Source organism: Achromobacter sp. NPDC058515, from assembly GCF_042721735.1.
In the GTDB taxonomy this organism is placed as follows: Bacteria; Pseudomonadota; Gammaproteobacteria; order Burkholderiales; family Burkholderiaceae_B; genus Achromobacter.
Map to the genome: position 1 here is coordinate 543,195 of NZ_JBHXNI010000002.1, position 25,611 is coordinate 568,805.

Here is a 25,611-nt window from a genome sequence, read left to right on the forward strand (position 1 = left end):
TCTGACACCCCCGAAACGCCGCCGCAAGCCGAAGCCCGTCTCTCACGGGTGTCAGACACCGATGCTTGCGAGACACCCGTAGGTGTCTGACACCCCCGAAACGCCGCAGCAAGCTGAAGCCCGTCTCTCACGGGTGTCTGACACCCATGCTTGCGAGACACCCGTAGGTGTCTGACACCCCCCGAAACGCCGCCGCAAGCCGAAGCCCGTCTCTCACGGGTGTCAGACACCGATGCTTGCGAGACACCCGTAGGTGTCTGACACCCATGCTTGCGCCCGCCCACGCCCATGGAGATAACCCTGCCGCCGGGAACGTAGTGGCGGTTCGCGCCATCCAATGATCAGGTGCGCGCGAAAGCAAGTCAGGCAGACACGCTGAAACGCTGCGCACCCGCTCGCGATGTTGCGGCAGTGCATTGCTTTCCAATGTCCCCACTTCTTTCGGAGAATACCCATGCTGAACTACGCCATCGTGGTATTTGGGGTCGGCGCCTTGGGCGGCCTGGTGCTTGCCGCGCATGTGCTGCGCAACAAGTTCGCCCCCTGGGCGCTGTCGGTGCTGCACGCGCTGCTGGGCGCGGCGGGCCTGATTCTGCTGATCACCCTGCTCGTGCAAGGCAATGCGCCGCAGCAAGTGATGATCGGCTTCGTCCTGTTGCTGCTGGCTGCGCTGGGCGGGTTCTTTCTGGCCTCGTTCCATATGCGCAAGAAGCTGCCGCCCAAGGCAGTGGTGGTGATACACGCAGCCGTCGCCGCCGCGGGCTTTCTGACCCTGGCCAGCGTGCTGCTGTGATGTCGCGCCACCCCCTGCATCCGGCGCTCGTGCACTTTCCCATCGCCTGCTGGTCGCTGGCGGTGGCGGCGGACTACGCCGGACTCTGGTTCGGCGAGGCCGCCTGGCGCTGGTCAGGCGGGCTGCTCGCCGTGGGCTGCATCATGGCGCTCGCGGCCATGCTCGCCGGCCTGATCGAGTTACCCCGCGTGCCCCAAGGTTCAGCATTGCGGGTGGCTTACTGGCACATGGGCGCGATGCTGCTGGCCAGCGTGCTGTTCAGCCTGCGCCTGTTGCTGCGGCTGGAAGAGATGCGCCCGCTGGAGCCCGACGCGGTGTCCTTGCTGCTGGATGCCGCCGGCCTGATCTGCCTGGCCGCGGGCGGCTGGCTTGGCGGCACACTGGTCTATCACTACGGCGTCGGGCGCGCCCGCGACTAGGCCTGGAGGCGACATGCTCAACACCCGACATCAGGCGCCGGCGCCCATTTCGCCGCAAACCGCCGAGGCCGAACTCGTGTCGCGCGCGGCGCTGGGGGAAGAAGCGGCTTTCGAGGCGATCATGCGGCGCAACAACCGGCTGCTGTTCCGCACCGCGCGCAGCATCCTCAAGAGCGACACGGAGGCCGAGGATGCCCTCCAGGAAGCCTACCTGCGCGCCTGGCGCGCGCTGGGGGGCTTTCGTTCCGACGCCAGGCTCTCGACCTGGCTGGTGCGCATCGTCGTCAACGAGGCGCTGGGGCGCCTGAGGCGGCGGGACGCGCAAGTCATTCCCCTGGATGCCGCCATGAACGCCATCGACCCCGACACTCAAGCGTCGCTGACCGACAATCCCGACAACCGGCCCGAGCATTCCGCCATGCGCGCCCAGATGCGCGCGCTGCTGGAAGCCCGCATCGATCTGCTGCCCGAGGACTTCCGCACCGTCTTCATGTTGCGGGCGGTCGAGGAAATGAGCGTGAAAGAGGTGGCCCAGGCGCTGGACATTCCCGAGTCCACCGTGCGGACCCGGTTCTTCCGCGCCCGCAGCCTGCTGCGCGAGGGCCTGGCCAGCCAGATCGATGTCGCGCTGGCCGACGCCTTCTCGTTCGACGGCGAACGTTGCGACCGCATCGTCGCGGGCGTCAGGCAGCGGTTGCGTCCACCGCCGCCAGAATCTTCCCGAACAACTCGTCCGCGTGGGCCGAATTGAGCCAGCGCACGATCACCACCATCTTGCGTTCGGGTTCGACCCAGGTGAACGAGCTGCCCGCCCCCACGCCGAAGAAGCTGGAGGCCGGCACGCTGGGAAACACGCGGCCTTCGTGGTTCAGCCAGATCAGGTAGCCGTAGTACGGCGCGATCGCGCAGGGCGTGCGCATGGCTTGTATCCACTCGCGCGAGAGCACCTGGCGGCCGTTGGCCTGGCCGTCGTTCAGCAGCATCTGCCCGATCAGCGCCTGGTCCCGGGCGCTGATGGACATGCCGCCGCCCCAGTGCGAACCGCCCGGCACGGACGGCATGCGCTGGCCGTCGATCTCGACCCACGCCTCGTCGTAGCCCACCCATTGCCAGTTTTCGCTTGCGCCGATGGGGCGCGTGACGGCTTCGCGGAACACCTCGGGCAGCGGCTTGCGGAACAGGTGCAGCAGCGCATAGGACAGCTGGTTGATCCGCACGTCGTTGTATTCCCAGTACGTGCCGGGAGACTGCAAGGGGCGCGCGTCGCCCTTCTTGCCGTCGGGCGGCACGCCGAAGGTCACGGCGCGATAGCGGTCGGCCTGGTCCGACACGCCGAAGCGCTCGCCTTCCCATTCGCTGGTTTGCTGCAGGAGGTGGCGCCAGGTGATGCCGGCGTTCTGGCCTTCGTCAAACCCGATGCCCGGCACGCGCTTGCCGACGGGCTCGTCCACGTCGGGCAGCAGGCCGCGGTCATGGGCCACGCCGGCCAGGATGGCCAGGTACAGCTTGGCGACGCTGAAGGTCAGGTCGGCCCGCTCGGGCTCGCCCCAGGACGCGACCGTCTTGCCGTCGACCACCACCACGCCCGACACCGGGCCGCGGTCATGGATAGGCCCAAGCAGCCGGTTCCAGGGCGGCGGATCGTTCAGGTGCACGCCGAAGTTGCCCTTGACGCTGCGGTCCCAGGCGGATTCGTGGTCGTTGGCGAATTGGATCGCCTGCTGCATAAGCGTGTTCATGGTTTCCCTCGTGGTTGTCTGGTGTCAGGCCGCCGCGCTTGCGGGCGCGCGGGCCAGAAATTCCATGGCGGCCTGCAGCCCGCCCGGGCGGTGCGGAACGCCGGCCGCGGCCAGCCCCAACTCCACGCCGGCCAGGGCGCCGCATAGCGTCAGGTCGTTGAAGTGGCCCAGGTGGCCGATGCGGAAGACCCGGTCGGCCAGCTTGCCCAGGCCCTGCCCCAGCGACATGTCGAAACGGTCCAGGATGATCTTGCGCAGCGCGTCGGCGCTGTGCCCGTCGGGCATCAGCACGGCGGTCAGCGCGGGGCTGTGCGCGGCCGGGTCCAGGCTCAGCAGCTCCAGCCCCCAGCCTGCCACCGCCAGCCGGGCCGCCCGCGCATGGCGCTCGTGGCGCGCGAACACCCGGGGCAGGCCTTCCGCCTGCAGCATGGCCAGCGCCTCGTGCAGGCCATACAGAAGATTGGTCGACGGCGTGTACGGAAAATAGCCCTTGGCGTTGGGGCCCAGCATCTCGCGCCAGTCCCAGTACGAACGCGGCAGGCGCGCCGTCTCGGCGGCGGCCAGCGCGCGCGGGCCGACCGCGTTGAACGACAGGCCCGGCGGCAGCATCAGGCCCTTCTGCGAGCCCGCCACCGTCACGTCCACGCCCCATTCGTCGTGGCGGTAGTCGATGGAACCGAGCGACGAGATCGTATCCACCATCAGCAGCGCCGGATGCGCGGCGCGGTCGATCGCCGCGCGCACGGCGGCGATGTCGCTGGTGACGCCGGTGGAGGTTTCGTTGTGCACCACGCAAACGGCCTTGATGCGGCGCTGCGCGTCCTCGGCCAGGCGGGCGCCGATCGCGGCCGCGTCCACGGGGCGGCGCCAGTCGCCTTCCAGGTAATCCACTTCCAGGCCCAGGCGCCCCGCCAGCTTGCGCCACAGGCTGGCGAAATGCCCGGTTTCCACCATCAGCACGCGGTCGCCCGGCGACAGCGTGTTGACCAGCGCCGCTTCCCAGGCGCCGGTGCCCGAGGCCGGAAAGATCACCACGGGGGCCTCGGTCTGGAAGACCTGCCTGATGCCCGACAGCACCGCCAGCCCCAGCGCGCCGAACTCCGGCCCGCGGTGATCGATGGTGGGCAGGTCGATGGCGCGCAGCACGCGGTCGGGCACGTTGGTGGGCCCGGGAATCTGCAGGAAGTGCCGGCCGGACAGGTGTGTGTTCAGGGAAAGCATGCGTAGCCCCAAAGTGGAATTTTTTTGTATACCAATGAGAGATGCGCGGCGGATAAACGGCGTATGCCGGGCATGCGGACTTGCGGCATGCGTCACTCTATCCCATTGTTTTTACGTCGATAACCTAGGGTATACACCCATCATTCAAGCCTGCGCGACAGGTTTATAGTCTGGCAAAACAAGGGGAATTTTTGTATACCAATGAGCAGCGATCCTAGCCTGATGCCGGATCTCGCCGCGGCCCGCGCCGCCGCCGATCCCGCGCCGCAGCCGGCGGTGCGCGCCGCCGGCGCCAGCGCCGGCCGCACGCTGCCGGACACGGTGGCCGGGCAGCTGCGCGAGCGCATCATCCAGGGGGAATTCCCGCCCGGTTCGCGCCTGAACGAACGCATGCTTTGCGACCTGCTGGGCGTGTCCCGCACCCCGCTGCGCGAGGCCTTCCGCGTGCTGGCCGCCGAAGGGCTGGTGCAGATCGAACCCAACCGCGGCGCGCAGGTGGTGGCGCTGTCGGAGGCGAACATCCGCGAGGCCTTCGAGGTCATCGGCGGCCTGGAATCCATGTCCTGCCGCATGGCCTGCGAACGCGCCACGGACCAGGAGGTCGCCGAGATCCGCGCGCTCACGTACGAAATGATGGCCAGCCATGCCCGCCATGACCTGCCGGCCTATTTCCGGACGAACCGCGAGATCCACGAACGCATCAGCCTGGCCGCGCACAACAGCCTGCTCAAGCAGCTTTACGACGCGCAGAACGCGCGGATCCAGAACCTGCGCTTTGTCTCGAACGAGAACCGCCAGAAATGGGATCTGGCGATGCGCGAACACATAGAAATGGCCGAGGCCCTGGACGCGCGCGATGCGGACCGGCTCGCAGCCATCATGCGGCAGCACCTGCAGCGCAAATGCGAGGCGGCGCTGAAAAGCCGGAGCGAGACGATAGATACGCAACACACGTAGTGTCCTTCCAGAGGAGCCTTCACCATGGCTGATTGTCGCTTCACACCCGTCTCACCCGCGTTGTCCTCCCGCCGCATCACTCCGCTCAAGGCCCTGGCCGCCGCCCTGCTGGCCTGCGCCACGCTGGCTGCCCAGCCGGCGCTGGCCGGCAAGAAGGACGACACCCTGCGCATGGCTTACGACCAGGCGCCGGAAAGCGTGGATCCCTACTTCAACAACGTCCGCATCGGCGTCATCATCGCCGCCAACGTGTGGGACACCCTGCTCTACCGCGACCCGGTCACCAACGAGTACAAGGGGCAGCTCGCCAAGAGCTGGAAGCAGGTCGACGACAAGACCATGGAATTCGAGCTGCGCGAAGGCGTGAAATTCCATAACGGCGAGGAGTTCGACGCCGACTCGGTGGTCTACACGCTGAACTTCGTGGCTGACCCGAAGAACAAGGCCGTCACGCAGCAGAACGTGGCGTGGATCGACAAGGTCGAGAAGATCGACAAGTACAAAGTGCGCCTGACCACCAAGGAGCCCTTCCCCGGCGCCAAGGAATACCTGTCCACCACGGCCGCCATCCACCCGGCCAAGTACTACCAGGAAGTCGGCCCCAAGGGCATGAACGCCAAGCCGGTGGGCTCGGGCCCGTACAAGGTGGCGGACTACCAGCCCGGCAAGTCCATCACGCTGGAGCGCAATGCCGACTACTTCAAGGATTCGCCCAAGGCGCAGCCCAAGATCGGGAAGGTCGTGATCCGCTTCATCCCCGACCGCCAGACCCAGATGGCCGAGGTCATCTCGGGCGGCGAGGACCTGATCATGAGCGTGCCGAAGGACCAGGCCGAACAGCTGGGCACGATGCCGCAGCTGCAGATGATCGCCGGCAACACCATGCGCATCGTCTTCATGCAGATGAACATCCTGGAAGGCACGCCGGCGCCGCAGCTCAAGGATGAACGGGTGCGCAAAGCCATCATCCACGCCATCGACCGCGACGCCATGCTGAAGAACATCGTGGGCGAAGGCGGCGGGCTCATCAACACCATCTGCACGCCGTCGCAGGCGGGCTGCACGCAGGAAGGCGCCCCGACATACAAGTACGACCCGGCCCTGGCCAAGAAGCTGCTGGCCGAAGCCGGCTACCCCAACGGCTTCGACATCGACATCGTGGCCTACCGCGAGCGCAACCAGACCGAAGCCATCATCAATTACCTGCAGGCAGTGGGCATCCGCGCCAAGCTGAACTTCCTGCAGTACGCCGCCATGCGCGACATGATCCGCGGCAACAAGGCCTCGCTCACCCACCAGACCTGGGCCTCCAACCTGGTCAACGACGTGTCGGCGTCCACGCCCGTGTACTTCGCCTTCGGCAACGACGACATCACCCGCGACCCGCAGGTGCGCGACCTCCTCAACAAGGGCGACCACACCATCGAAACCGGCGCGCGCAATGCGGCCTACAAGCAGGCGCTGGACCAGATCGCGCAGAAGGCCTATGCCGTGCCGCTGTGGACGCTGCCCGCCTACTACGTCGCCACCAAGGACGTGAACTTCAAGCCCTACTCGGACGAGCTGGTCCGCTTCTGGGACATGAGCTGGAAGTAAGGCGCGGTTCGCGCCGGGCCGGCATCGCGCCGGCCCGGCGTTGCTGAACATAGAGGAAGTCCTATGCTTTATTTCACGATCAGGCGCCTGGGCCTGGCGGCGCTGGTGGCGCTGACCGTATCCGTCCTGGCGTTCCTGCTGCTGCACCTGTCCGGCGATCCGGCGCTGGCCCTGGCCGGCGAAGGCGCGCGCCAGGCCGACATCGACATGATCCGCAAGACCTACGGGCTGGACCGGCCGCTGGCGGTGCAGTATGCCGACTGGCTCTGGCACATCCTGCAGGGCGATTTCGGCACCTCCGTGTACTTCAAGACCGAGGCGGGCCCGCTGATCCTGTCCAAGCTCGCGACCACCCTGCAGCTCGGCATGGGCGCGCTGGCCTTCGCGCTGGCCATCTCCATTCCGCTGGGCGTGCTGGCCGCGATCTACAAGGGCAGCGTCATCGACCGCGCCTGCCTGGCCATCGCGGTGCTGGGCCAGGCGCTGCCGAATTTCTTCTTCGCGCTGATCCTGATCATGCTGTTCTCGATCTCGCTGCGCATCCTGCCCGTGTCCGGCAGCGGCACCTGGCAGCACTTCGTGATGCCGGCCATCGCGCTGGGCTACTACGTGGCGCCCGCCTTCATGCGGCTGATCCGCGCCGGCATGATCGAGGTGCTGGGCGCCGACTACATCCGCACCGCGCGAGCCAAGGGCCTGCCGGCGCGCACGATCATCTTCAAGCACGCGCTGCGCAACGCCATCGTGCCGGTGGTGGCGCTGGCCGCCGTGCAGCTGGGCTACCTGCTGGGGGGCTCGGTCGTGATCGAGACCATCTTCGCGCTGGACGGGCTGGGCTACCTGGCCTACCAGAGCATCACGTACAAGGACTATCCGGTGATGCAGCTCATCGTGCTGCTGCTGTCCGTGCTGTACGTGCTGCTGACGCTTGCCGCCGATATCGCCAACGCGTGGCTCGACCCGCGCATCCGGGTGTCCTGACATGACCACGCCTACCCTCACCCCTTCCGTGCCCGGCGCGCCCACTCCCGCCCCGCTGGAGCTGTCCGCCGCCACGCTGCGCTGGCGCCGGCTGCGCCGCAACAAGGCGCTGCTGGCCGGCGGCGGCATCCTGTTCGTGATCGTGCTGATCGCGCTGTTCGCCCCGTGGATCTCGCCGCACGATCCCTATTTCCAGGACCTGGCCTACCGCACGGCGCCTCCCGTCTGGTACGACAAGGGCACGTGGCTGCATCCGCTGGGCACCGACCAGCTCGGGCGAGACTACCTGTCGCGGCTGTTCTACGGCGCGCGGATCTCGCTGCTGATCGGCATCAGCGTGGCGCTGATATCCGGCCTGATCGGCACCGCCATGGGCATGGCCGCCGGCTACTTCGGCGGCAAGGTCGACATGGCCGTATCGTTCCTGATCACCACCCGCCTGTCCATGCCCGTGATCCTGGTGGCGCTGGCCACCGTGGCCATCGTGGGCGGCTCGCTGTGGGTCGTGATCCTGGTGCTGGGCCTGCTCAAGTGGGACCGCTACGCCGTGGTGATGCGCAGCGCCACGCAGCAGGTGCGCTCGCTGGAATACGTGGCCGCGGCGCAGGCCGCGGGCGCGTCCACCTGGCGCATCGTCTGGGGCGAGGTGCTGCCCAACGTGGCGCCGCAGCTGATTGTCATCGCCACCCTGGAAGCCGCCAGCGCCATCCTGCTGGAAGCCTCGCTGTCGTTCCTGGGCCTGGGCGTGCAGCCGCCGCTGCCGTCGTGGGGCCTGATGATCTCGGAGGCCAAGGCCTACATGTTCTTCTCGTTCTGGCTGATCGCCATTCCCGGATCGGCGCTGGCGCTGCTGATCTTCGCGATCAACCTGGCCGGCGACGGACTGCACCAACTCCTGACGCCTGAAGAGAGGGCCTGAGCATGAACGGCACGGATATCGTCCTGGACGTACAGGGACTGACAGTCGACATCGCCACGCCGCGCGGCGCCCTGCACGCGGTGCGCGACGTGTCCTTCCAGGTCAGGCGCGGCGAAACGCTGTGCCTGGTGGGGGAATCGGGCTGCGGCAAATCCATGACCTCGCTGGCCATCATGGGCCTCCTGCCCAAGGCGGCGCAGCGCAGCACGCGCCGGCTGGCGGTGCTGGGCGAAGACCTCTCCAAGGCCCGCGGGCGGCGCATCAACGCCCTGCGCGGCAGCAAGATGGCGATGATCTTCCAGGAGCCGATGACGGCGCTGAATCCCGCCTACGCCATCGGAGAACAGCTGACGGAACACTACATCCACCATCGCCGCGCCAGCAGGCAACAGGCCCGCGACCGCGCGGTGGAACTGCTGGAGAAGGTCGGCATCGCCTCGGCCGGCCAGCGGCTGACGCAGTATCCGCACCAGCTGTCGGGCGGCCTGCGCCAGCGGGTGATGATCGCCATGGCGCTCATGTGCGGCCCGGAGCTGCTGATCGCCGACGAGCCCAGCACCGCGCTGGACGTCACCATCCAGGCGCAGATCCTGCGGCTGCTGGCCGACCTGCAGGCCGAGCTGGGCATCGCCATGGTGCTGATCACCCATGACCTGGGCGTGGTCGCGCGCATCGCGCGGCAGGTGGCGGTGATGTATGCCGGCCAGATCGTGGAAGAAGGCCCCGTGGCCGACATCTTCGCCACGCCGCGCCACCCGTACACGCAGGGGCTGCTGGGCTGTATCCCGGTGCCGGGCCGCACGGCGCCCGGCGAACACCTGGGCACCATACCTGGCGTGGTGCCCTCGCTGGTGGGCGACCTGCGCGGCTGCGCCTTCATCGACCGCTGCGCCTATGCGCAGCCGCAATGCCGGCAGGCGGTGCCCGTCCATGGCCAGCCGCCCGGCCAGCAATGGCGCTGCATCCGCCAGGCGCAAGGAGTCCCCGCATGAGCGCACTTCTGCAAGCCGAGGCCGTCAGCCGCCAGTTCTCCATCCGCTCGGGCATGTTCCGCCCGCGCACCACGCTGCACGCCGTCAACGGCGTGGACCTGTCGGTGGACCGCGGCGCGGTGCTGGGCATCGTGGGCGAGTCGGGCTGCGGCAAGTCCACCCTGGCGCGCATGCTGCTGGGCCTGACCCCGCCCACCGGCGGCGCCATCCGGCTGGACGGGCAGGACATCCGCCAGATGGACCGGCGCGCCCTGGCCCGCCGCGTGCAGCCCATTTTCCAGGACCCGTATTCGTCGCTGAACCCGCGCCGCTCCATCGCGTCCATCGTGTCGCTGCCGCTGGAGGTGCACGGCATCGCCAACCCCAAGCTGCACAAGGCCATCGAGATGCTGGAGCGCGTGGGCCTGCCGCCGCGGCTGGCCCACAACACGCCCGGCCAGCTCTCCGGCGGCCAGCGGCAGCGCGTGGCCATCGCGCGGGCGCTGGTGATGAATCCCGAGATCGTCATCTGCGACGAGCCCACCTCGGCGCTCGACGTCTCGGTTCAGGCGCAGATCATGAACCTGCTGATGGACCTGCGCCGCGAGTTCAACCTGACCTATGTCTTCATCAGCCACAACCTGGCGGTGGTGGAGCATATCGCCACCCATGTGTCGGTGATGTACCTGGGCCGCGTGGTGGAATCGGCGCCCACCGCCCGGCTGTTCCACGACCCGCGCCATCCCTACACGCAGGCGCTGCTGGCGTCGGTGCTGACGCCCGAGCCCGGCCTGGGCATACCCGACATGGGCCTGGGGCTGTCGTTTCCCGACCCGCTGCGCCCGCCTCCCGGCTGCCCGTTCCACCCGCGCTGCCAGCATGCCATGGCGCAGTGCAAGACCGAACGGCCCGCGCTGGCCCTGCGCGACCAATCCGTGGCGGCCTGCCACCTCTACCCGCCCGCCCCCTCTTCTTCCAATGGAGCCCGACAACAATGACCCGCGCCCACGCCATCGCCCAAGCGGAACAGTGTTTTGATTCCGGCGCGTTCCGCGCCCTGCTGGCGCGCCGCCTGGCGCTGCCCACGGAAAGCCAGAACCCCGAGCGCGCCGCCGTGCTGGCGGATTACCTGGAGTCCGAGATCCGCCCGGCCTTCGAGGCCCTGGGCTTCGCCTGCCGCACGCTGACCCATCCCAAGGCGCTGGCGCCCTTCCTGTACGCCGAACGCATCGAAGACGCCGCGCTGCCGACCGTGCTGGGCTATGGGCATGGCGACGTCATCCGCGGGCTGGAGCGGGAATGGAAGGAAGGCCTGTCGCCGTGGGCGCTGACCGAGTCCGAAGGCCGCTGGTATGGCCGCGGCATCGCCGACAACAAGGGCCAGCACACCGTCAACATGGAAGCCATGCGCCTGGTGCTGGAGACGCGCGGCAAGCTGGGCTTTAACGCCAAGTACCTGATAGAAATGGGCGAGGAAACCGGCTCCATGGGGCTGCGCGAACTGTGCGCGGAGCACCGCGAGCTGCTGGCGGCCGACCTGCTGATCGCCTCGGACGGGCCCCGGCTGAGCGCCGGTCGCCCCACCGTGTTCCTGGGCGCGCGCGGCAGCCTGAACTTCGACCTGAGCATCGAGGCGCGCGCGGGCGGCCACCACTCCGGCAACTGGGGCGGCCTGATCTCCAACCCCGGCATCAAGCTTGCCCATGCGATCTCCACGCTCGTGTCGCCCACCGGCCAGATCCGCATCCCCGAATGGGTGCCCGCCGAACTGCCCGGCGCCGTGCGGCGGGCCCTGGCCGACTGCCAGGTGGACGGAGGCGCGGACGGCCCCGACATCGAGCCGGACTGGGGCGAACCCGGCCTGTCGCCCGCCGAGCGCGTGTTCGGCTGGTGTTCCTTCGAAGTGCTGGCCTACAAGACCGGCAACCCGGAAACGCCCGTCAACGCCATCCCGCCGCGCGCCTGGGCGCGCTGCCAGCTGCGCTTCGTGGTGGGCGTGGACCCCGACGACCTGATTCCCGCCTTGCGCCGCCACCTGGACCGCCAGGGCTTTCCGATGGTCGAGATCGCGCTGACGCGCGAGTCCATGTTCCGCGCCACGCGCATCGATCCCGACGACGCCTGGGTGCGCTGGACCGTGGATTCGCTGGAACGCACGTCCGGCGAGAAGACCGCGCTGCTGCCCAACCTGGGCGGCTCCCTGCCCAACGACATCTTCACCGACGTGCTGGGCCTGCGCACGATCTGGGTGCCGCATTCCTACCCGGGGTGCTCGCAGCACGCGCCCAACGAGCACCTGCCGCCGGAACTGCTGCGCCAGGGGCTGTGCCTGATGACCGGCCTGTACTGGGACATGGGCGCGGGCGACACGCCTGCGATCAGAAGCCCCGAATGACCGGACGGGCGCGAACCGCTATGTGCGCGGCGCCTCAGCACCGGCCTCCTCGCGCGCCTCAAGTTCGTTGCCCAACACCTCGGCCGAATCCTCTCCGGCGGTTTCCGGCTTCAGGCGGCGGCGCGTGTGCCCGGCGGCGCGGGCATTCTCGCCCTCGTCGCGGGGTTCGGCCTGCAAGGCCACATTGGCCGGCGGCGCGTAGCCCCGCTTGTCCTGCCCGAAATACACCACCGTGTGCGGATACGGCAGCTCGATGCCGGCGGCGTCGAAGTGCTTCTTCAGCAGCCGGTTGTAGCCGCGCTGCACGGCCCACTGCATGCCTGGCGTGGTTTTGATCAGGATCCGGATGGTCACGCCCTTGTCGTTGACCGCCGTGACGCCGGCAACCGTCATTTCTTCCAGGATCTCGGGCCCCAGCACCGTGTCGGTCATCAGCTCCGCGAAGGCGGCGCGCAGATGCTCGATCGCATCGTCCACGCTTTCCCGGTGCGCGATGGTGTATTCGCCCAGGTGGTACGAGAAGTCGCGCATGTGGTTTGCCACCACGTCCACCGACGAGAACGGCACCAGGTGATAGCCGCCGTCCAGCGTGCGGATGCCCACCGAGCGTATCGTCATCTTCTCGACGGTGCCGAACACGCCCGCGACCTGCACCACGTCGTTCTCGTTCATGCCGTTCTCGAGCTGGATGAAGACACCGGTGATGATGTCCTGCACCAGCTTCTGCGCCCCGAAGCCGATAGCCAGGCCCACCACGCCGGCGCCGGCGATCAGCGGCCCCACGTCGATGCCGATCTGCGACAGCAGCACCATCGCCGTCATCGTCACGATGACGATCAGCGCGGCATTGCGGAACAGCGCCAGCAGCGTGCGCTCGCGCGCGGTGGGCATGCCGCGCTCTTCGCTCTGGCTGAGGCGGTGTTCGATGATGCTGGCGATCACGGTCCAGGCCAGCGTCGCGATGAGCAGCACGATGACTATGTTCAGCACCATCCTGATGGCGGCCCCGCCGGCATCCGAGGCCAGCCAGCGCGACAGGTCAAAGGCGTGCCACGCATCGAGGATCAGCAGGACCATGACAATGCGGATGATCCAGCCGATCAGTTTCAGGGTGGCCGGCACGTAGGCGTTGACTCGCGCCTCCAGCAGCGGCAGGCGCCGCCGCAGGTCTTCCGACAGGCGGATGGGCTTGGCCAGCACGGCGTTCAGCAGCAGGATCAGCAGGCTGCCCACGCCCATGACCAGCAGGGTTTGCGCCGTGGCGCGGGCCATGAAGGGCAGCGCATTGGTCGGGTCGACCTGGCTGACGACCAGCAGGATCGTGAAGTAGCCGATGCCCAGCACGTGCCACACGCGCGACAGGAAGCGCAGCCGCGAGCCCAGGAACGTGGCCGCGCCGGCCGCGCGGCGGTCCAGGCGTTCGCGCACCGGCTGGCGGTTCTGCCAGATGACGCGCACGGCATACACATACACCCCCAGCATGATGATCATGCTGGCCAGCCGGCCCAGCGCCGGCGACAGCGACGCCGCTATCACGGGACCGACCAGCAGCGTGCCGTAGCCAGCCGCCCCGGCAACGCGCACCAGCCATGCGTTCCAGTACCTGGCCAGCTCGTCGGACATGGGCAAGAGGCGCAGGTGGGGATGCCGCACGGCGAACACCGTGCGGATCAGCACCTTGACGATCTCCACCGCCACGAAGGCCTGCAGGAACACGGCCGCCAGCGAGTCCAGCGCGCCGCGCCCGGGCGTGCTCCAGAGGGCCGCGGCGGCGCCCGCCATGGCTGCGAGCAGCACGACGCCCACATCGATGGCCAGCGCCCCCACGATGCCCCCCGCGCGCCGATACAGCACGCGCATGGAGGCGGGCACACCGCGTTTCGGCGGCACCGCGGGTTCGCAGCCCTGCTCCGCCACCCAGCGGTCGATGCGCGTGTAGATGCGCATGGCGATCATGCGCAGCAGGATGAAGGCAATGATCGTGGCCGCGGCGGCCAGCGCCAGCGGCAGCAAGGCCCTGCCCGCGGTGCCGCTGGCCATCCTCAGGCTGCCTCCCGAGGCCAGCGCGCGCATATCGTCCACGCCCTGCCCCATTTCGGCGGCCACGCCGGTCAGGAAACGCTGCACGCCGTCGGCGATGCGTTCCTGCAGGCCGGGCTGCGCCGGCTGCGCTGCCGCAGGCGACGGGGCCGGCTTGGCCCCGGACGCCTGTGTGCGCAAGGCGTCCACCAGGGCCTTGCGGACTTCGGGATTGTCCAGCAGGTCGGCCAGCGCGGCCGGGCTCAGCGCCGGGGACGCGGCGGCCGGCTCCTGCGGTTGCAGCGGGGACGCGGCCACGGCCTGGGCTTGCCAGACGAACGACAGGCAACTCAGCATCGCCGCCAGCACCAAGGCCGCCAGCCAGGGTCTCTCCCGCCGGCGCCGCCAGAGACTGGCGGCATGGTTGCGGGGCGGGACGAAAATGGATGCTGTCGTTGCTGATCGAACCACTAATGAATCTCCTTTGTGATCCCGGAAAAAAAGGCGGTGCGCGATCACGGCCGCAACGCCGCTGCTGACCACATGATAAAGCCCCGCGGAGCCGCCCCCCCCCAATCCCGGCGCGCGGGCTTCCGGCCCGCGGCCCGAAGCCATATCGCCGGAAGAAATAAACAAGACGCGAATAAATCGTTGTCCGGCGCACCGCGAGTGATTAGAGTCCAACGCCGCCAAGCAAGCGCGCGCCGCATTCCGCCCGCGCGCCACAACCACGAGTCCGCTCCATGTCTTTCCGATTCCAAGCTGCACGCCGCAATACCCTGCTCGCCCTTGCTCTGGCCGTCGCCGGCATGGGCGCGGCCCAAGCCGAACAACGCGTCATCCGCATCGTGGTGCCCTACGGCACCGGCGCGGTCCAGGACACGATCGCCCGCGCCATCGGCGATGAACTGGGCAAGGCGCTCAACGCCTCCATCGTGATCGAGAACCGCGCGGGCGCCGGCGGCACGGTGGGCACGGCCCAGGTGGCCCGCTCCCAGCCGGACGGCAATACGCTGGTGCTGGCCGCGGCCAGCCACCACATCGCCGGGTACCTGTACAAGAACCTGAGCTACGACCCCTACAAGGACTTCACCGGCGTCGCCTACATCGGCAACACCGGCTACATCATCCTGGCGTCCGCCGCCCTGAACGCCAAGAACACCGCCGAGTTCGTCCAGGCGGTCAAGGCCAAGCCGGGCGCTTACGATTACGCCTCGGCCGGCAACGGCAGCGCCTCGCACCTGGGCATGGCCTCGTTCCTGACCGCCGCGGGCGCGCAGATGCAGCACATTCCCATGAAGTCCACGGGCGACGCCGTGACCGAACTGCTGGCCGGCCGCGTCCAGGCCGTGACCGCCGCCACCATCGGCGTGACGGCGTACCGCAACGATCCGCGCGTGACCTTCCTGGCCTACACCGGCAAGAGCCGCTCGCGCTTTGCGCCGGACCTGCCCACCGTCGCCGAAAGCGGCCTGCCGGGCTACGCCTTCGACTCCTGGCTGGGCCTGTTGGCCCCGGCCGGCATCGCCGCCGCCGACCGCGACCAGATCAACGCCGCCGTCAACAAGGTGCTGGCCGATCCCAAGGTGCAGGCGCGCCTGGCATCGCTGGGCGTCGAAGCCGAAGCCAAGTCCGCCGCGCAGTTCCAGGATCTGCTGAAGGCGGATTGGGAGGCGGCTGGAAAGGTGGTCGCGGCGTCTGGGGCGCGCGTGGAATAGTCCAGTCTTGGGCCGCCCGGCGAAAAAAAAGCCCCGGCTAAGGGGCTGTTCGTTGTCGTATGCCTTCCAGCAGCAGGTTTGTGATGAATTCCGATAACGCTTGCTGCTGCGCAGCATCGGGAGTCTGGCGGGTGAAGCGCTCGATGATGCCCATGAGCGATTGCGCGAACCAGTCCGCGGAGATCTCCGGCCGGAACAGGCCGGCCTGCTGCTCGGCGCGGACGTTGTCGGCGATCATCGCCACCAGCTCGTCCTTCAGGGCCTCGGCGGCGTCGACCTGGAAGAAGCCGATGCGCGTCAGGTTGGGATCTTCCTGCAGGATGGCGAGCAGCCCGCCCACGCCCTGGCGGATGCGGCTTGCCAGTTCGGATACCTTCAGGTCGTCGGGCAGGCGCGCCTGGCTGATGGCTTGGCGCAGGCGCTGGGAAAACATGCCGACCAGTTCGTCGTAGGCGGCCTGCTTGCTGGTGAAGTACTGATAGAAGACAGGCTGGGTCACGCCGGCCCGGGCGACGATGTCGCTGATGCGGGTGTGCTGAAACCCGCGCTCCGCGAACTCCGCCGCGGCGACCTCCAAAAGCTGTAACCGTGTGCGTTCACCTTTGGTGAGACGCTTGTCTTGCGATGATGAAGTGGGTAGTGCCGTAATCATCGCGAGAAGGTACTACCGATCCACGCTTTTCGCCACTATTTCCACGACCAATTTGTCGCGCTCGGGGCAGCCGCAGGGGCGCGGCAGCCGGATGCCCCGGGAAATCGCCGCGATCCTGAAATCAGTTGAAATCCCCGTATCGGTTGAGACAACTTATTGCGGCGACCGAGCAGTAAAGTAAGGCTATCGCCCGGGCCATTGCAATGTGCCGGCTTCGGGCGGCCTAGGAGCAAGATCATGAAGCGGTTTTCAGGCCGGGTGGCCATTGCGGCGTTGGCGCTGGCGGTAGCCGGCGCGCCGGCGATGGCTGGCGGGCGTGGCGGTAATTGGGGCGGCGGGCACGGCGGCGGATACCATCATCATCATGGCGGCGGCGGCAGCAGCTCCACCGGCTGGTGGGTGGGCGGGGCCTTCGCGCTGGCCACGGTGGGCCTGCTGCTGGCGGCGAACTCCGGTCCGTCCTATGTGCAGACCGGCGTGTACTCGTCGGGCGTGGGCTACACCAGTCCGCCTTTCTATGCCGCGCCGGTTTACGGCGCGCCCGTCTACCAGGCTGCCCCGATGTACGAAGCGCCGCCCGAGGCCTACGCGGCGCCGCAGCCGCAATACGCGCCGGTGCAGTATGAGCCGGCGCCGCCCGTCGACATGGCCCAGGCCGGCGCCGCCACCGACTGCCAGCGCTGGGCCATGAACCAGAGCGGCTACGACCCGGCCACCATCTCGCGATGGACCACCCAGGTCACGGTGGACACCTACAACCGCATGCTGGATTCCTGCATGGCCAGCCGCGGCTACCGCGCCAACTGACGCCGCAATCCCGGGTATTCCCGATTGCCCCCGCGCGCCGGCCTGCACACACTGCATGCCGGCGCGCCGCATTGGCCCGCCGCAATAACGCGCCGGCCATGACGCCGGGCTTCAAGGGGAAACCATGTTCAAGTTCAAGCGGATCGCCGGGCTGTTCGCGGTCGGCGCCGCATGCGCATTTTCCGCCGCCGTGCAGGCCCAGGCCGACGCCAAGGCGCAAGCCATGACCATCGTCGTGCCCTATGGCGCGGGCGGCATCGTCGACAACACGGCCCGGGCGTTCGCGCAGAAGCTGGCGGTGGAGCTGGCCCGCCCCGTCGTGGTTGAGAACCGGGGCGGCGCGGGCGGCATGATAGGCATGAACACCGTGGCCCGCGCCCAGGACGAGAACACCCTGGCGTTTACCGCCGTCAGCCCCGTCACGCTGTCTCCCCACGTGATGAAAACGCTGTACGACCCCTTGAAGGACCTGGCGCCGGTGGCGGCCGTGATGTATTCGCCGGTGTATCTGGTGGGCGGGCCCAAGTTCACGGGCAAGACCTTCAAGGACATGCTGGAGCAGGCCAAGTCCGATCCCGGCGGCCTGTCGCTGGCGACCGCGGGCGTGGGATCTCTGGGGCATCTGATGCTGGAGCAGATCAACGGCCAGGCGGACGTGCGCATCCCGCACGTGCCCTACAAGGGCATGGCGCAGATGGTGCCGGACGCGCTGGGCGGCCAGTTCACGCTGATGCTGGTCAATGCCTCCGGCCCCGTCAACACCCTGATCGACGAGGGCAAGCTCAAGCTGCTGGCGGTGGGTTCGCCGGCCCGGCTGCCGGGCCGCCCCGGCGCGCCGACGCTGGCCGAACTGGGCTATCCCATGGCCAACATGACGTCCACCTTCGGCTTCTTCGCGCCGGCCGCCACCAGCCCGGATTTCCGCGCCCGCATGAACGCCGTCATCAACAAGGTGGCCGCCATGCCCGATATCAATAAGCCCCTGACCGACGCCCTGAACATCATGTCTTCCGGCACGGTTGAGCAGTTCACGGCCCAGGTGCAAAAGGAATACGCCGACAACGGCAGGATCGTGAAGCAGGCGAACATCCGCGGCGAATGACCGCCGCGCCGGCGGGCGGGCGGTTCAGCGCCGCCAGCCTCGCCAGGCGTACAGCAGGCCCACGATCAGCAGCATGCCTGCCGGCAGCACCCAGACAAATCCCGCGTCCGTGTAGACCACCTGGTCGACGGGGTCGTAGTAGCGGCCCAGTTCATTGAAGTCCCACTTCAGGTACTGCGCGTACCAGGCGTAGAAGAAGAAGGCCGACAAGGCCAGGCTCGCCGCCGCCGCCATGCGCGCCAGGCCCCTGCTGCGGCCGGCGCGCGCGGCAGCCTTGCAGGCCAGCACCGCGCATCCGGCCAAGCCCAGCAGCGCCAGCCAATCGCCCGCGTCAGCGCCCATTGCCGTCCTCCAGGTCCGCCAGGCACGCGCCGGCCTCGGTCCATTGCTTTTCGCTGAAGACTTGCAGGCCGGCGCGCCGCAGCAGTTCCGCCGTCACGCCCACGCCGGGCCGGCGGCGTCCGGCGAAATGGCCGTCGTACACATAGCCGCTGCCGCAGGACGGGCTGCCCTCCTTCAGCACGGCCATGCGGATGCCGCGCCCTTGCGTCGCCGCCAGCGCCTCCCGGGCGCCGCGCACGAACGGCGCCGTGACATCCTCGCCCGTCGTCGCGACGACGCGCGCGTGGCCGGCCAGCACGGCGGCCGCGTCCTTGCCGGGCTCGATCTCGGCCGGCGGCCGGGGAACGGGCATGCCGCCCGCCACTTCCGGACAGACGGCGACGACCCGGCCTTCGTCCAGCCAGCGGGCGAGCACGGCATCGCCATTGGGCACGCCGCGCCCGTCGTAGCGCACGGGCTTGCCCAACAGGCAGGAACTGACCAAAACGTATTGCATGCGTAGTCCGGCAGGAAGGGCTGTGGCGCGCGCTGGGCGCCGCAAGACCCGGATTCGAAGCGTGGAATGATAGAACACCCGCGCCGGACGCCCCGGGGAACGGCCCCGCCGCCTCAGGCCGCGCCCGCGCCCTCTTCCTGCATCCAGGCCCGCAGCGCCGGGTCGCGCACTTGCAGCACCTCGAAGAGGCCCAGCGCCCGCAAGGCGGGCAAGGCCTCCCGGATATCCCGGCGCGCGGCCGCCACGGCCTCGGCCGATGCTTGCGGGTCGCTGCAGGCGCGCGCATTCGCGAGGAACGCCCCGACCGTCCCCTTGCGCACCGCCACGCCGTTGAAATCGCCCTGGTCCCTGCCGTCCGGCAAGACGTCCTCTGCTCGCATGCTTTGCTCCTGGTTGTTGGACACTGGCGTTACGATAGACGCGCCATGCCGGCAAGTCTGCGTTGTTTGGGTCATTCAATACCGTGTTTCAGCCACTTTTGCCTTCCGCCCTGGCCCAGCCCCTGCTGGCGCCTGAACGCGCCCGGTCGCGGGGCGGCCCCCGGCTGATCGCGGTGCGCCGCCATGATGGCGCGCTGCGCCATACCGCCATGCATCGGCATGCGCGCGGCCAGTTGCTGGGCGCGTACCAAGGCTTGCTGACCGTCTACGCCGGCGACCGGCAATGGGTGGTGCCGTCCGTGCATGCCGTCTGGATTCCGCCCGACCAGTCGCATGGATTGCGCTCGCACGGCCCCTATGCCGGCTACAGCGCGTACCTGAGCCCCGCCGCCTGCGCTGGGCTGCCGCGCACGCCCTGCGTGCTGCAGGCCTCGGCATTGCTGCTGGCGGCCGTCGAGCGGGCGACCGCCTGGCCGGACAACGCCGCCGACGCGGCGCGCAGCCGCATCGTCGAGCTGATCCGCGACGAGATCCGCACCCTGCCGCGCGCCGGGGCGGCGCTGGTCCTGCCCCGAGAGTCCCGGCTGCAGCGGCTGGCGCTGGCGCTGTCGGATGCGCCCGCGGACACGCGATCCTTGAATGCGTGGGCCGCCGCCATCGGCATGGCGCCGCGCACGCTGGCCCGCCGCTTCCTGGCGGAAACCGGCCTGAGCGTGGGCGCATGGCGCAAGCAGGCCCGCCTGATGCGGGCGCAGGAAATGCTGGCGGGCGGCGCCGCCGTGACCACGGTGGCGCTGGAACTGGGCTATGACAACGTCAGCGCCTTCATCGCCATGTTCAAGCGCGAACTGGGCGCCACGCCGGGCCGCTACGGCGGCCCGGGAGACCCTGGCCTGTCTCCGTAGAAAAAGCCCGTCACGGGCGCCAGGACACCGCGCCCGTCAGGACTCCGTGTCGGCCTTCTTGGGACGGCGCGCGCGCGTGGCGGTCTTGCGCGCGGGCTTGGCGGGCGCTTCGGCCTCGGGGGCCGGCGCGGAAGCGGCGGCCGGCTTGGCGGCGGACTCGACCGGCGTGGCCGCGGTTTTCGCCGCCGCGGCCCGCGAGGTCTTGCCCGCGCCGCTTGCGCCGGACTTGGCCGTTGCCGTCTTGCTGGCGCTGCGGCCACGCTTGGCAGGGGCGGACGGAGCGGGCGCCGGTTCGGCGGCCGGGCTCGGCGCCCCGCCGGCGAAGGGATCGGACGCCTTGGCGGGCCGTTCCCGGGGCGTATCCGCCGTGGGCGCCACGAAAGTCCACTCGGCAACATTCACGACCGGCGGCGGTCCGGCCACGACGGCGGTGTGCCGGGGAGGCTGGAACGGCTTGGGCATGGGAACGGGGATGAGGGACCGCTTGGGCGCATCGGCGGGCGGCGTACCGGCCTGGCGCGAAACCTCCGCCTGGGGCGGCGTGTCTGCCTGCCGCGAAACATCAGCCTGGCGCGGCGCGTCTACCTGGCGCGGAACATCTGCCTGGCGCGGCGCGCCGGCCTGCTGGGGCGCATCGCCTTGCAAGGGAAGATCCGCCTGCGCGGAGGCTTCGGACGACGCCTGGGCGCCCTCTTCCCGCGCGGCGGCGTCGGCGCCCTGGCCGGCCCCTCTGCCTCCACCCGCCGTCTTGCGGCCGCCCCGCGATTTACGGGCGGGCCTGCCGCCGGAACCTTCCTGGGCCACGCCCGCCTGGGCGTCGGCGGCATCGGCCGCCGGCTGGCGCGCGGCGGCGGGCCGGGCGCCGCCACTGCGGACGGCCGGCTCGACGCCGGTGCTGTCGCGGTATACGTAGGTGCCGGACTTTTCCTCGCGGCCCACTTCCAGGAAGCCGCGCGACTGCGCTTCTTCCAGCAGGTTGCCGAAGGCGCGAAAGCCGTAGTAGGACTCGTTGAAATCCGGCTTGCGGCGCTTGAGCGCGTCCTTCAGGGCCGATGCCCAGATCTTGCCGCTGTCGCCGCGTTCGGCCATGAGCGCCTCGAAGGTCTCGACGACCATTTCGACGGCCTCGGTCTTGCGCGCCTCCAGTTCTTCCTTGCGGCGGCGCTCTTCGTCGGGCGTGCGGCGCTGGGCGGCGGCGCCGCCGCCCCGGTTGTCGCGCCGCGCGTCGGCGGTGCGCTGGCCTTCGCGCGCCAGGTCGTCATAGAAAATGAATTCGTCGCAGTTGGCGATAAGCAGGTCCGAGGTGGACTGCTTGACGCCCACGCCGATCACCTTCTTGTTGTTCTCGCGCAGCTTGGACACGAGCGGCGAAAAGTCGGAATCGCCGCTGATGATCACAAAGGTATTGACGTGCGACTTGGTGTAGCAGAAGTCCAGCGCATCCACGACCAGGCGGATGTCGGCCGAGTTCTTGCCTGACTGGCGCACATGCGGAATTTCGATCAGCTCGAAATTGGCCTCGTGCATGGGCGCCTTGAATTCCTTGTAGCGTTCCCAGTCGCAATAGGCCTTCTTCACGACGATGCTGCCCTTGAGCAACAGGCGCTCCAGGACCGGCCGGATGTCGAACTTCTGGTACTTGGTGTCGCGCACGCCCAGCGCCACGTTCTCGAAGTCGCAGAAAAGCGCCATGCTGACGTTTTCGTTGGGGTTGTTCATGTTCTTCTCCAATGCTGCGGCCGCCTGAAGCAATACGAGGCAATGCGCCGCCAGATTTCGCCCATGATATACATATCCCGTTAAACGCCCTCGGCATCATTGCCCCGCCCTCCGTGTCCGACGCCCCGCCGCTCCCCGTCCTGGCCACCGCCCGCCTCGTCCTGCCCCCCTTGAGCCTGCAGGATGCCGATGCCGTCCAGCGCATCTTTCCGCAGTGGGAGGTGGTGCGTTTCCTTGCCGACCAGGTGCCCTGGCCCTATCCGCCGGACGGCGCGCGCAACTACATTGAACACGTCGCGCTGCCGGCCATGCGCCGGGGCGCGCAGTGGCACTGGTCCATCCGCACGCGGGCCGAGCCCGGCCGCCTGATCGGCATCGTCAGCCTGATGGACGACGAATCCGGCAACAACCGCGGCTTCTGGCTGGACCCCGCCCACCAGGGCCTGGGCTACATGACCGAGGCCAGCGAAGCCGCCACGGGCTACTGGTTCGAGGTGCTGGGCAAGCCCGTGCTGCGCGCGCCCAAGGCCATCGCCAACACCGCGTCGCGGAAAATATCCGAGCGAGGCGGCATGCGCATGGTCAGGACGGAAGAGCGCGGCTTCGTCAGCGGCCGCCATCCCAGCGAAATCTGGGAGATCACCCGCGAGGAATGGATCGCCCGGCGCGCAGGCTGAGCCCCGCATTATCCGGCCCCGATTTCCACCGCGCAGGCGCCCGCCTGACAATCGCGTTAAGCCCGCGCTTACCGCCCCTTTCGCCCCGCTTTCCGGCCGATTGACCGGCGCCGCTCCTGGCTAGAATTCCCGAAAATCCGGCATTCCGCGCGTGGGATGCCTTTGTTATCGGGCAAGATCCATGAATCCGTCTACCGTCATCGGCGCCGTTGTCGGCCTGCTCACCCTGGTCATCGTCGTGGCGCTCTCGGCCACCGACCCGAGCATGTACTTCAACCTGCCGGGCCTGGCCATCGTGCTGGGCGGCACCTGCGCCGCGCTGTTCATCGCCTATCCGCTGCAGGAGGTGGTGCGCGTCTTCAGGCTGGTGCGCACCGTCTTTCGCAACGACCAGCACGACCAGCAGCGCGACATCGAGGAGCTGGTCTCGATGGCGCAGCTCTGGATGAACGCCGACGTCCACAAGGTCGAGCAAGAACTCAAGAAAGTTTCGAGCCCCTTCCTGCGCACGGGCGTGCAGCTCATCATCGACAACACGCCCGAAGAACAGATCATCGAGCTGCTGCAGTGGCGCGTCGCCCGCCTGCGCGCCCGCGAACAGGCCGAGGCGCAGATGTTCCGGGTCATGGCCACCTTCGCGCCCGCCTTCGGCATGCTGGGCACGCTGGTCGGCCTGATCAACCTGATGGCCGTGCTGGGCGACGGCAGCATGCAGACGATCGGCCAGCAACTGGCCATCGGCCTGATGACCACTTTCTACGGCATCCTGCTGGCCAACCTGGTCTGCAAGCCCATCGCGCTCAAGCTGGAGCGCCGCACCGCGCGGCGCGTCGAGTCCATGAACATGGTGCTGCAAGGCATCTCGATGATGTGCGAGAAGCGCGGTCCGGCCATGGTGCGCGAGACCCTGAATTCCTTCGTCATGCACGTCGAAGACGAAATCTACGACGGCGGCGTCGCCGCCGAGCCCAAGCCCAAGACGGAAGGCCAGGTCAAGCCCGCCTCTCCCGCGGGCGCCCCCGTCTCCATCGCCCGTCCGGCCCCCGCACGTCAATGAGCCTGATTTCCCCCTCCCTGGCTCAGCGGATCGAACAGGCCCGCCAGGCCCAGTTGCGCGCACAGAAAGTGGCGGCCAACAGCGGCTGGCGCCCCAGCGAGAGCGACCGCAAGGACCGCTACGCCCGCTGGCACGTCGAAGAAACGGTCGAGCAGGACTCCGAAAACTGGCTGCTGAGCTACCTGGACCTGATCACCCTGCTGCTGGCCATGCTGGTCGTCATGCTGGCGGTATCGCGCCTGCACGGCATGGGCTATGACAAGTCGGAGCAGCCCGTGGAGCTGGTCGGCACGCTGGCCGCCAGCGGCATGCCCGCCTACGACGGCGAATACGCCGAGTTCGACGCCACGCCGATTCCCGCCAGCTGGGCGGAGCCGGCCGCGCCCGCCGTGGCTGCAGCAGAAGCCGCGCCGCCCACGGACGGCGTGGTGGTGGCCGAGGCCGCCCCGCCGCTGAAGGCGCCATCCAAGGAATCGCTGGGCCTGGGCGACCTGGGCAAGTCGGTGGACGTGATCATCAACGAGCAGTCCGTCAGCTTTCGCATCAGCAACGAATTGCTGTTCGCCTCCGGACAGGCCACGCTCAGCGCCGGCGGCCTGGACGTGATCAAGCGCCTGGCCGGCATTCTGAACAAGAACGAGTACCAGGTGTCCGTCGAAGGCCACAGCGACCCGGTGCCCATCCTGACCAAGCAGTTCGCCTCCAACTGGGAGCTGTCCAGCAGCCGCGCCACCAGCGTGCTGCGCGAACTGGTGCACGATGGCGTGGCGGCGCAACGGCTGCGCGCGGTGGGGTACGCGGAAACGCGCCCCATCGAATCCAACGACACGGCCGCGGGCCGCGCCGCCAACCGCCGCGTCGAGCTGATCATGGACATCACGCCGCCTCAAAAGCCGGCCCAGGCGCAGGCCGCGCCGCAAGCGCCGGCCGCCCGCCCGGCCGCGGCCCCCGCCGCCCCGGCGCCCGAGGCCGCTGCCGCCAGATCCTGAACGGTCGTCTGGCCGCTGATGGGCGCGGTCTGGGCCGGCGTCTCCGTCGTCGACCACCTGCGCCACCGGTGAAGAACAGCATCCGCGAGTTGCGCGCCGAGCGCGGGTGGAGCCAGGCCGCGCTGGCCGAACGGCTGGAAGTCTCGCGCCAGACCGTCAACGCCATCGAGACGGGCCGCTACGATGCCAGCCTTCCGCTCGCCTTCGCCATCGCCCGCGTGTTCGAGACCACCATCGAGTCGATTTTCCAGGAAGGCTGAGCGCCAGCGCGCGGCGCGCGTTCCGGTCCGGGATGGCGCGGGCGCGGCGAACGGCGGTAATCTGGCGGACCCGCCCATCGCGGCGCCCCGAAGAGCCATTGGAGTCCCCATGCCTTACATGCTGCTGATCGTCGAACCGGTGGGCCAGCGCGCCCAGCGCACCCCCGAAGAGGGCCGCGAGGCCTATGCGCAGATGCTGCGCTATGCCGAAGGCCTGAAGGCGCGCGGACTGCTGACCGGCGCCGAATCCCTGAAGTCCGAATCCGAAGGCGTCCGCCTGCAAATCCGCGACGGCGAACGCTCGCTGGTGGACGGCCCCTATGCCGAGGCCAAGGAAATGATCGGCGGCTTCTTCCTCCTGACCTGCGAGACGCGCGAAGAGGCGCTGGCCCTGGCGGCCGAATGTCCCGCCGCCCAGTGGGCCACGGTGGAGGTCAGGGAGCTGGGGCCGTGCTTCATGTAGACGGCCAGCCGAATGGCCGGGGAATGAAAAACGC

General features: G+C 68.7%; 27 protein-coding genes. 19 read left to right on the plus strand and 8 right to left on the minus strand.

The genetic code is table 11. The features are described 5' to 3' along the window. The first annotated feature begins 454 nt into the window (after nt 1-454). From ACFWP0_RS05735 to ACFWP0_RS05745, 3 genes are read left to right on the plus strand one after another with little or no spacing between them, the layout of a single operon-like run. Nucleotides 455-793: a hypothetical protein gene (locus ACFWP0_RS05735; protein ID WP_377840351.1), complete on the plus strand. Its 339-nt coding sequence runs from the start codon at nt 455-457 to the stop codon at nt 791-793. Then, nucleotides 793-1,212, plus strand: a complete 420-nt coding sequence (locus ACFWP0_RS05740; RefSeq protein WP_377840352.1) for a DUF2231 domain-containing protein — start codon at nt 793-795, stop codon at nt 1,210-1,212. Before ACFWP0_RS05735 ends, ACFWP0_RS05740 begins: the two co-directional genes overlap by 1 nt. Nucleotides 1,213-1,225: 13 nt before the next feature. Next, on the plus strand, nt 1,226-1,963 hold the full coding sequence (locus tag ACFWP0_RS05745; RefSeq protein ID WP_377840353.1) for an RNA polymerase sigma factor: 738 nt from the start codon (nt 1,226-1,228) through the stop codon (nt 1,961-1,963). On the opposite strand, the gene ACFWP0_RS05750 is transcribed toward ACFWP0_RS05745, so the two are convergent. Both ACFWP0_RS05750 and ACFWP0_RS05755 read right to left on the minus strand, forming a co-directional pair. Then, nucleotides 1,896-2,951 carry a serine hydrolase domain-containing protein gene (locus ACFWP0_RS05750; RefSeq protein WP_377840355.1) on the minus strand — a complete coding sequence of 352 codons (1,056 nt, stop codon included), beginning with the start codon at nt 2,949-2,951 and terminating at the stop codon, nt 1,896-1,898. The genes ACFWP0_RS05745 and ACFWP0_RS05750 overlap by 68 nt on opposite strands. Before the next feature lie 24 nt (nt 2,952-2,975). Next, nucleotides 2,976-4,172, minus strand: a complete 1,197-nt coding sequence (locus ACFWP0_RS05755; protein ID WP_377840356.1) for a pyridoxal-phosphate-dependent aminotransferase family protein — start codon at nt 4,170-4,172, stop codon at nt 2,976-2,978. 222 nt (nt 4,173-4,394) lie between these two features. Here ACFWP0_RS05755 and ACFWP0_RS05760 point away from each other — a divergent pair, with 222 nt between their 5' ends. The 7 genes from ACFWP0_RS05760 to ACFWP0_RS05790 all read left to right on the plus strand — a co-directional run bounded on the left by ACFWP0_RS05760 (nt 4,395) and on the right by ACFWP0_RS05790 (nt 11,991). Beyond that, the gene (locus ACFWP0_RS05760) at nt 4,395-5,129 is read left to right on the plus strand and encodes a GntR family transcriptional regulator (RefSeq protein WP_377840477.1); all 735 of its coding nucleotides are present in this window, start codon (nt 4,395-4,397) and stop codon (nt 5,127-5,129) included. 24 nt (nt 5,130-5,153) lie between these two features. Beyond that, nucleotides 5,154-6,725 (plus strand): ABC transporter substrate-binding protein, encoded by a 1,572-nt coding sequence (locus ACFWP0_RS05765; protein WP_377840357.1) that lies wholly within the window; start codon nt 5,154-5,156, stop codon nt 6,723-6,725. A 63-nt stretch (nt 6,726-6,788) separates the two neighbouring features. Continuing rightward, the gene (locus tag ACFWP0_RS05770; RefSeq protein WP_377840358.1) at nt 6,789-7,706 is read left to right on the plus strand and encodes an ABC transporter permease; all 918 of its coding nucleotides are present in this window, start codon (nt 6,789-6,791) and stop codon (nt 7,704-7,706) included. A 1-nt stretch (nt 7,707) separates the two neighbouring features. Beyond that, the gene (locus tag ACFWP0_RS05775) at nt 7,708-8,625 is read left to right on the plus strand and encodes an ABC transporter permease (protein ID WP_377840360.1); all 918 of its coding nucleotides are present in this window, start codon (nt 7,708-7,710) and stop codon (nt 8,623-8,625) included. Nucleotides 8,626-8,627: 2 nt separating this feature from the next. Next, nucleotides 8,628-9,617 (plus strand): ABC transporter ATP-binding protein, encoded by a 990-nt coding sequence (locus ACFWP0_RS05780; protein WP_377840361.1) that lies wholly within the window; start codon nt 8,628-8,630, stop codon nt 9,615-9,617. Then, entirely contained in the window at nt 9,614-10,594 is a 981-nt protein-coding gene (locus ACFWP0_RS05785) for an ABC transporter ATP-binding protein (protein WP_377840363.1), read from the plus strand. The genes ACFWP0_RS05780 and ACFWP0_RS05785 overlap by 4 nt, the downstream gene beginning before the upstream one ends. Next, nucleotides 10,591-11,991, plus strand: a complete 1,401-nt coding sequence (locus ACFWP0_RS05790; RefSeq protein ID WP_377840364.1) for a M20 family metallopeptidase — start codon at nt 10,591-10,593, stop codon at nt 11,989-11,991. Before ACFWP0_RS05785 ends, ACFWP0_RS05790 begins: the two co-directional genes overlap by 4 nt. Nucleotides 11,992-12,009: 18 nt before the next feature. Here the strand turns inward: ACFWP0_RS05790 and ACFWP0_RS05795 are convergent, their stop codons facing one another. Beyond that, entirely contained in the window at nt 12,010-14,367 is a 2,358-nt protein-coding gene (locus ACFWP0_RS05795) for a mechanosensitive ion channel domain-containing protein (RefSeq protein ID WP_377840366.1), read from the minus strand. A 386-nt stretch (nt 14,368-14,753) separates the two neighbouring features. Between ACFWP0_RS05795 and ACFWP0_RS05800 the strand changes: the two genes are divergently transcribed. Continuing rightward, nucleotides 14,754-15,728, plus strand: a complete 975-nt coding sequence (locus tag ACFWP0_RS05800) for a tripartite tricarboxylate transporter substrate-binding protein (RefSeq protein ID WP_377840367.1) — start codon at nt 14,754-14,756, stop codon at nt 15,726-15,728. Nucleotides 15,729-15,765: 37 nt separating this feature from the next. Here ACFWP0_RS05800 and ACFWP0_RS05805 read toward each other — a convergent pair whose 3' ends face one another. Further along, entirely contained in the window at nt 15,766-16,380 is a 615-nt protein-coding gene (locus tag ACFWP0_RS05805) for a TetR/AcrR family transcriptional regulator (protein ID WP_377840369.1), read from the minus strand. 237 nt (nt 16,381-16,617) lie between these two features. Between ACFWP0_RS05805 and ACFWP0_RS05810 the strand changes: the two genes are divergently transcribed. Both ACFWP0_RS05810 and ACFWP0_RS05815 read left to right on the plus strand, forming a co-directional pair. After that, nucleotides 16,618-17,187: a hypothetical protein gene (locus ACFWP0_RS05810; RefSeq protein ID WP_377840370.1), complete on the plus strand. Its 570-nt coding sequence runs from the start codon at nt 16,618-16,620 to the stop codon at nt 17,185-17,187. 124 nt (nt 17,188-17,311) lie between these two features. After that, nucleotides 17,312-18,289, plus strand: coding sequence for a Bug family tripartite tricarboxylate transporter substrate binding protein (locus ACFWP0_RS05815; protein WP_377840372.1), 978 nt, complete (start codon nt 17,312-17,314; stop codon nt 18,287-18,289). Nucleotides 18,290-18,313: 24 nt separating this feature from the next. On the opposite strand, the gene ACFWP0_RS05820 is transcribed toward ACFWP0_RS05815, so the two are convergent. The 3 genes from ACFWP0_RS05820 to ACFWP0_RS05830 form a co-directional block, all read right to left on the minus strand. Continuing rightward, nucleotides 18,314-18,631: a hypothetical protein gene (locus ACFWP0_RS05820; RefSeq protein ID WP_377840373.1), complete on the minus strand. Its 318-nt coding sequence runs from the start codon at nt 18,629-18,631 to the stop codon at nt 18,314-18,316. Then, nucleotides 18,621-19,127: a DUF523 domain-containing protein gene (locus tag ACFWP0_RS05825; protein WP_377840375.1), complete on the minus strand. Its 507-nt coding sequence runs from the start codon at nt 19,125-19,127 to the stop codon at nt 18,621-18,623. Before ACFWP0_RS05825 ends, ACFWP0_RS05820 begins: the two co-directional genes overlap by 11 nt. A 113-nt stretch (nt 19,128-19,240) precedes the next feature. Continuing rightward, nucleotides 19,241-19,507 carry a hypothetical protein gene (locus ACFWP0_RS05830; protein WP_377840376.1) on the minus strand — a complete coding sequence of 89 codons (267 nt, stop codon included), beginning with the start codon at nt 19,505-19,507 and terminating at the stop codon, nt 19,241-19,243. A 98-nt stretch (nt 19,508-19,605) separates the two neighbouring features. Between ACFWP0_RS05830 and ACFWP0_RS05835 the strand changes: the two genes are divergently transcribed. Then, a complete protein-coding gene (locus tag ACFWP0_RS05835) occupies nt 19,606-20,412 on the plus strand; it encodes an AraC family transcriptional regulator (protein ID WP_377840378.1) in 807 nt (268 codons plus the stop codon). 36 nt (nt 20,413-20,448) lie between these two features. Here the strand turns inward: ACFWP0_RS05835 and ACFWP0_RS05840 are convergent, their stop codons facing one another. After that, nucleotides 20,449-22,131, minus strand: coding sequence for an NYN domain-containing protein (locus ACFWP0_RS05840; RefSeq protein WP_377840380.1), 1,683 nt, complete (start codon nt 22,129-22,131; stop codon nt 20,449-20,451). Nucleotides 22,132-22,244: 113 nt separating this feature from the next. On the opposite strand from ACFWP0_RS05840, the gene ACFWP0_RS05845 reads away from it, so the two are divergent. The 5 genes from ACFWP0_RS05845 to ACFWP0_RS05865 all read left to right on the plus strand — a co-directional run bounded on the left by ACFWP0_RS05845 (nt 22,245) and on the right by ACFWP0_RS05865 (nt 25,577). Beyond that, complete coding sequence (locus ACFWP0_RS05845; protein WP_377840381.1) at nt 22,245-22,808, plus strand: GNAT family N-acetyltransferase; 564 nt, start codon at nt 22,245-22,247, stop codon at nt 22,806-22,808. A gap of 181 nt (nt 22,809-22,989) precedes the next feature. Next, entirely contained in the window at nt 22,990-23,865 is an 876-nt protein-coding gene (locus ACFWP0_RS05850; protein ID WP_377840383.1) for a motility protein A, read from the plus strand. After that, a complete protein-coding gene (locus ACFWP0_RS05855) occupies nt 23,862-24,854 on the plus strand; it encodes a flagellar motor protein MotB (RefSeq protein ID WP_377840384.1) in 993 nt (330 codons plus the stop codon). Before ACFWP0_RS05850 ends, ACFWP0_RS05855 begins: the two co-directional genes overlap by 4 nt. Before the next feature lie 68 nt (nt 24,855-24,922). Then, nucleotides 24,923-25,114, plus strand: coding sequence for a helix-turn-helix transcriptional regulator (locus tag ACFWP0_RS05860; protein ID WP_377840385.1), 192 nt, complete (start codon nt 24,923-24,925; stop codon nt 25,112-25,114). Between the two features lie 109 nt (nt 25,115-25,223). Beyond that, the gene (locus tag ACFWP0_RS05865; protein WP_377840387.1) at nt 25,224-25,577 is read left to right on the plus strand and encodes a YciI family protein; all 354 of its coding nucleotides are present in this window, start codon (nt 25,224-25,226) and stop codon (nt 25,575-25,577) included. The last annotated feature ends 34 nt before the right edge of the window (nt 25,578-25,611 follow it).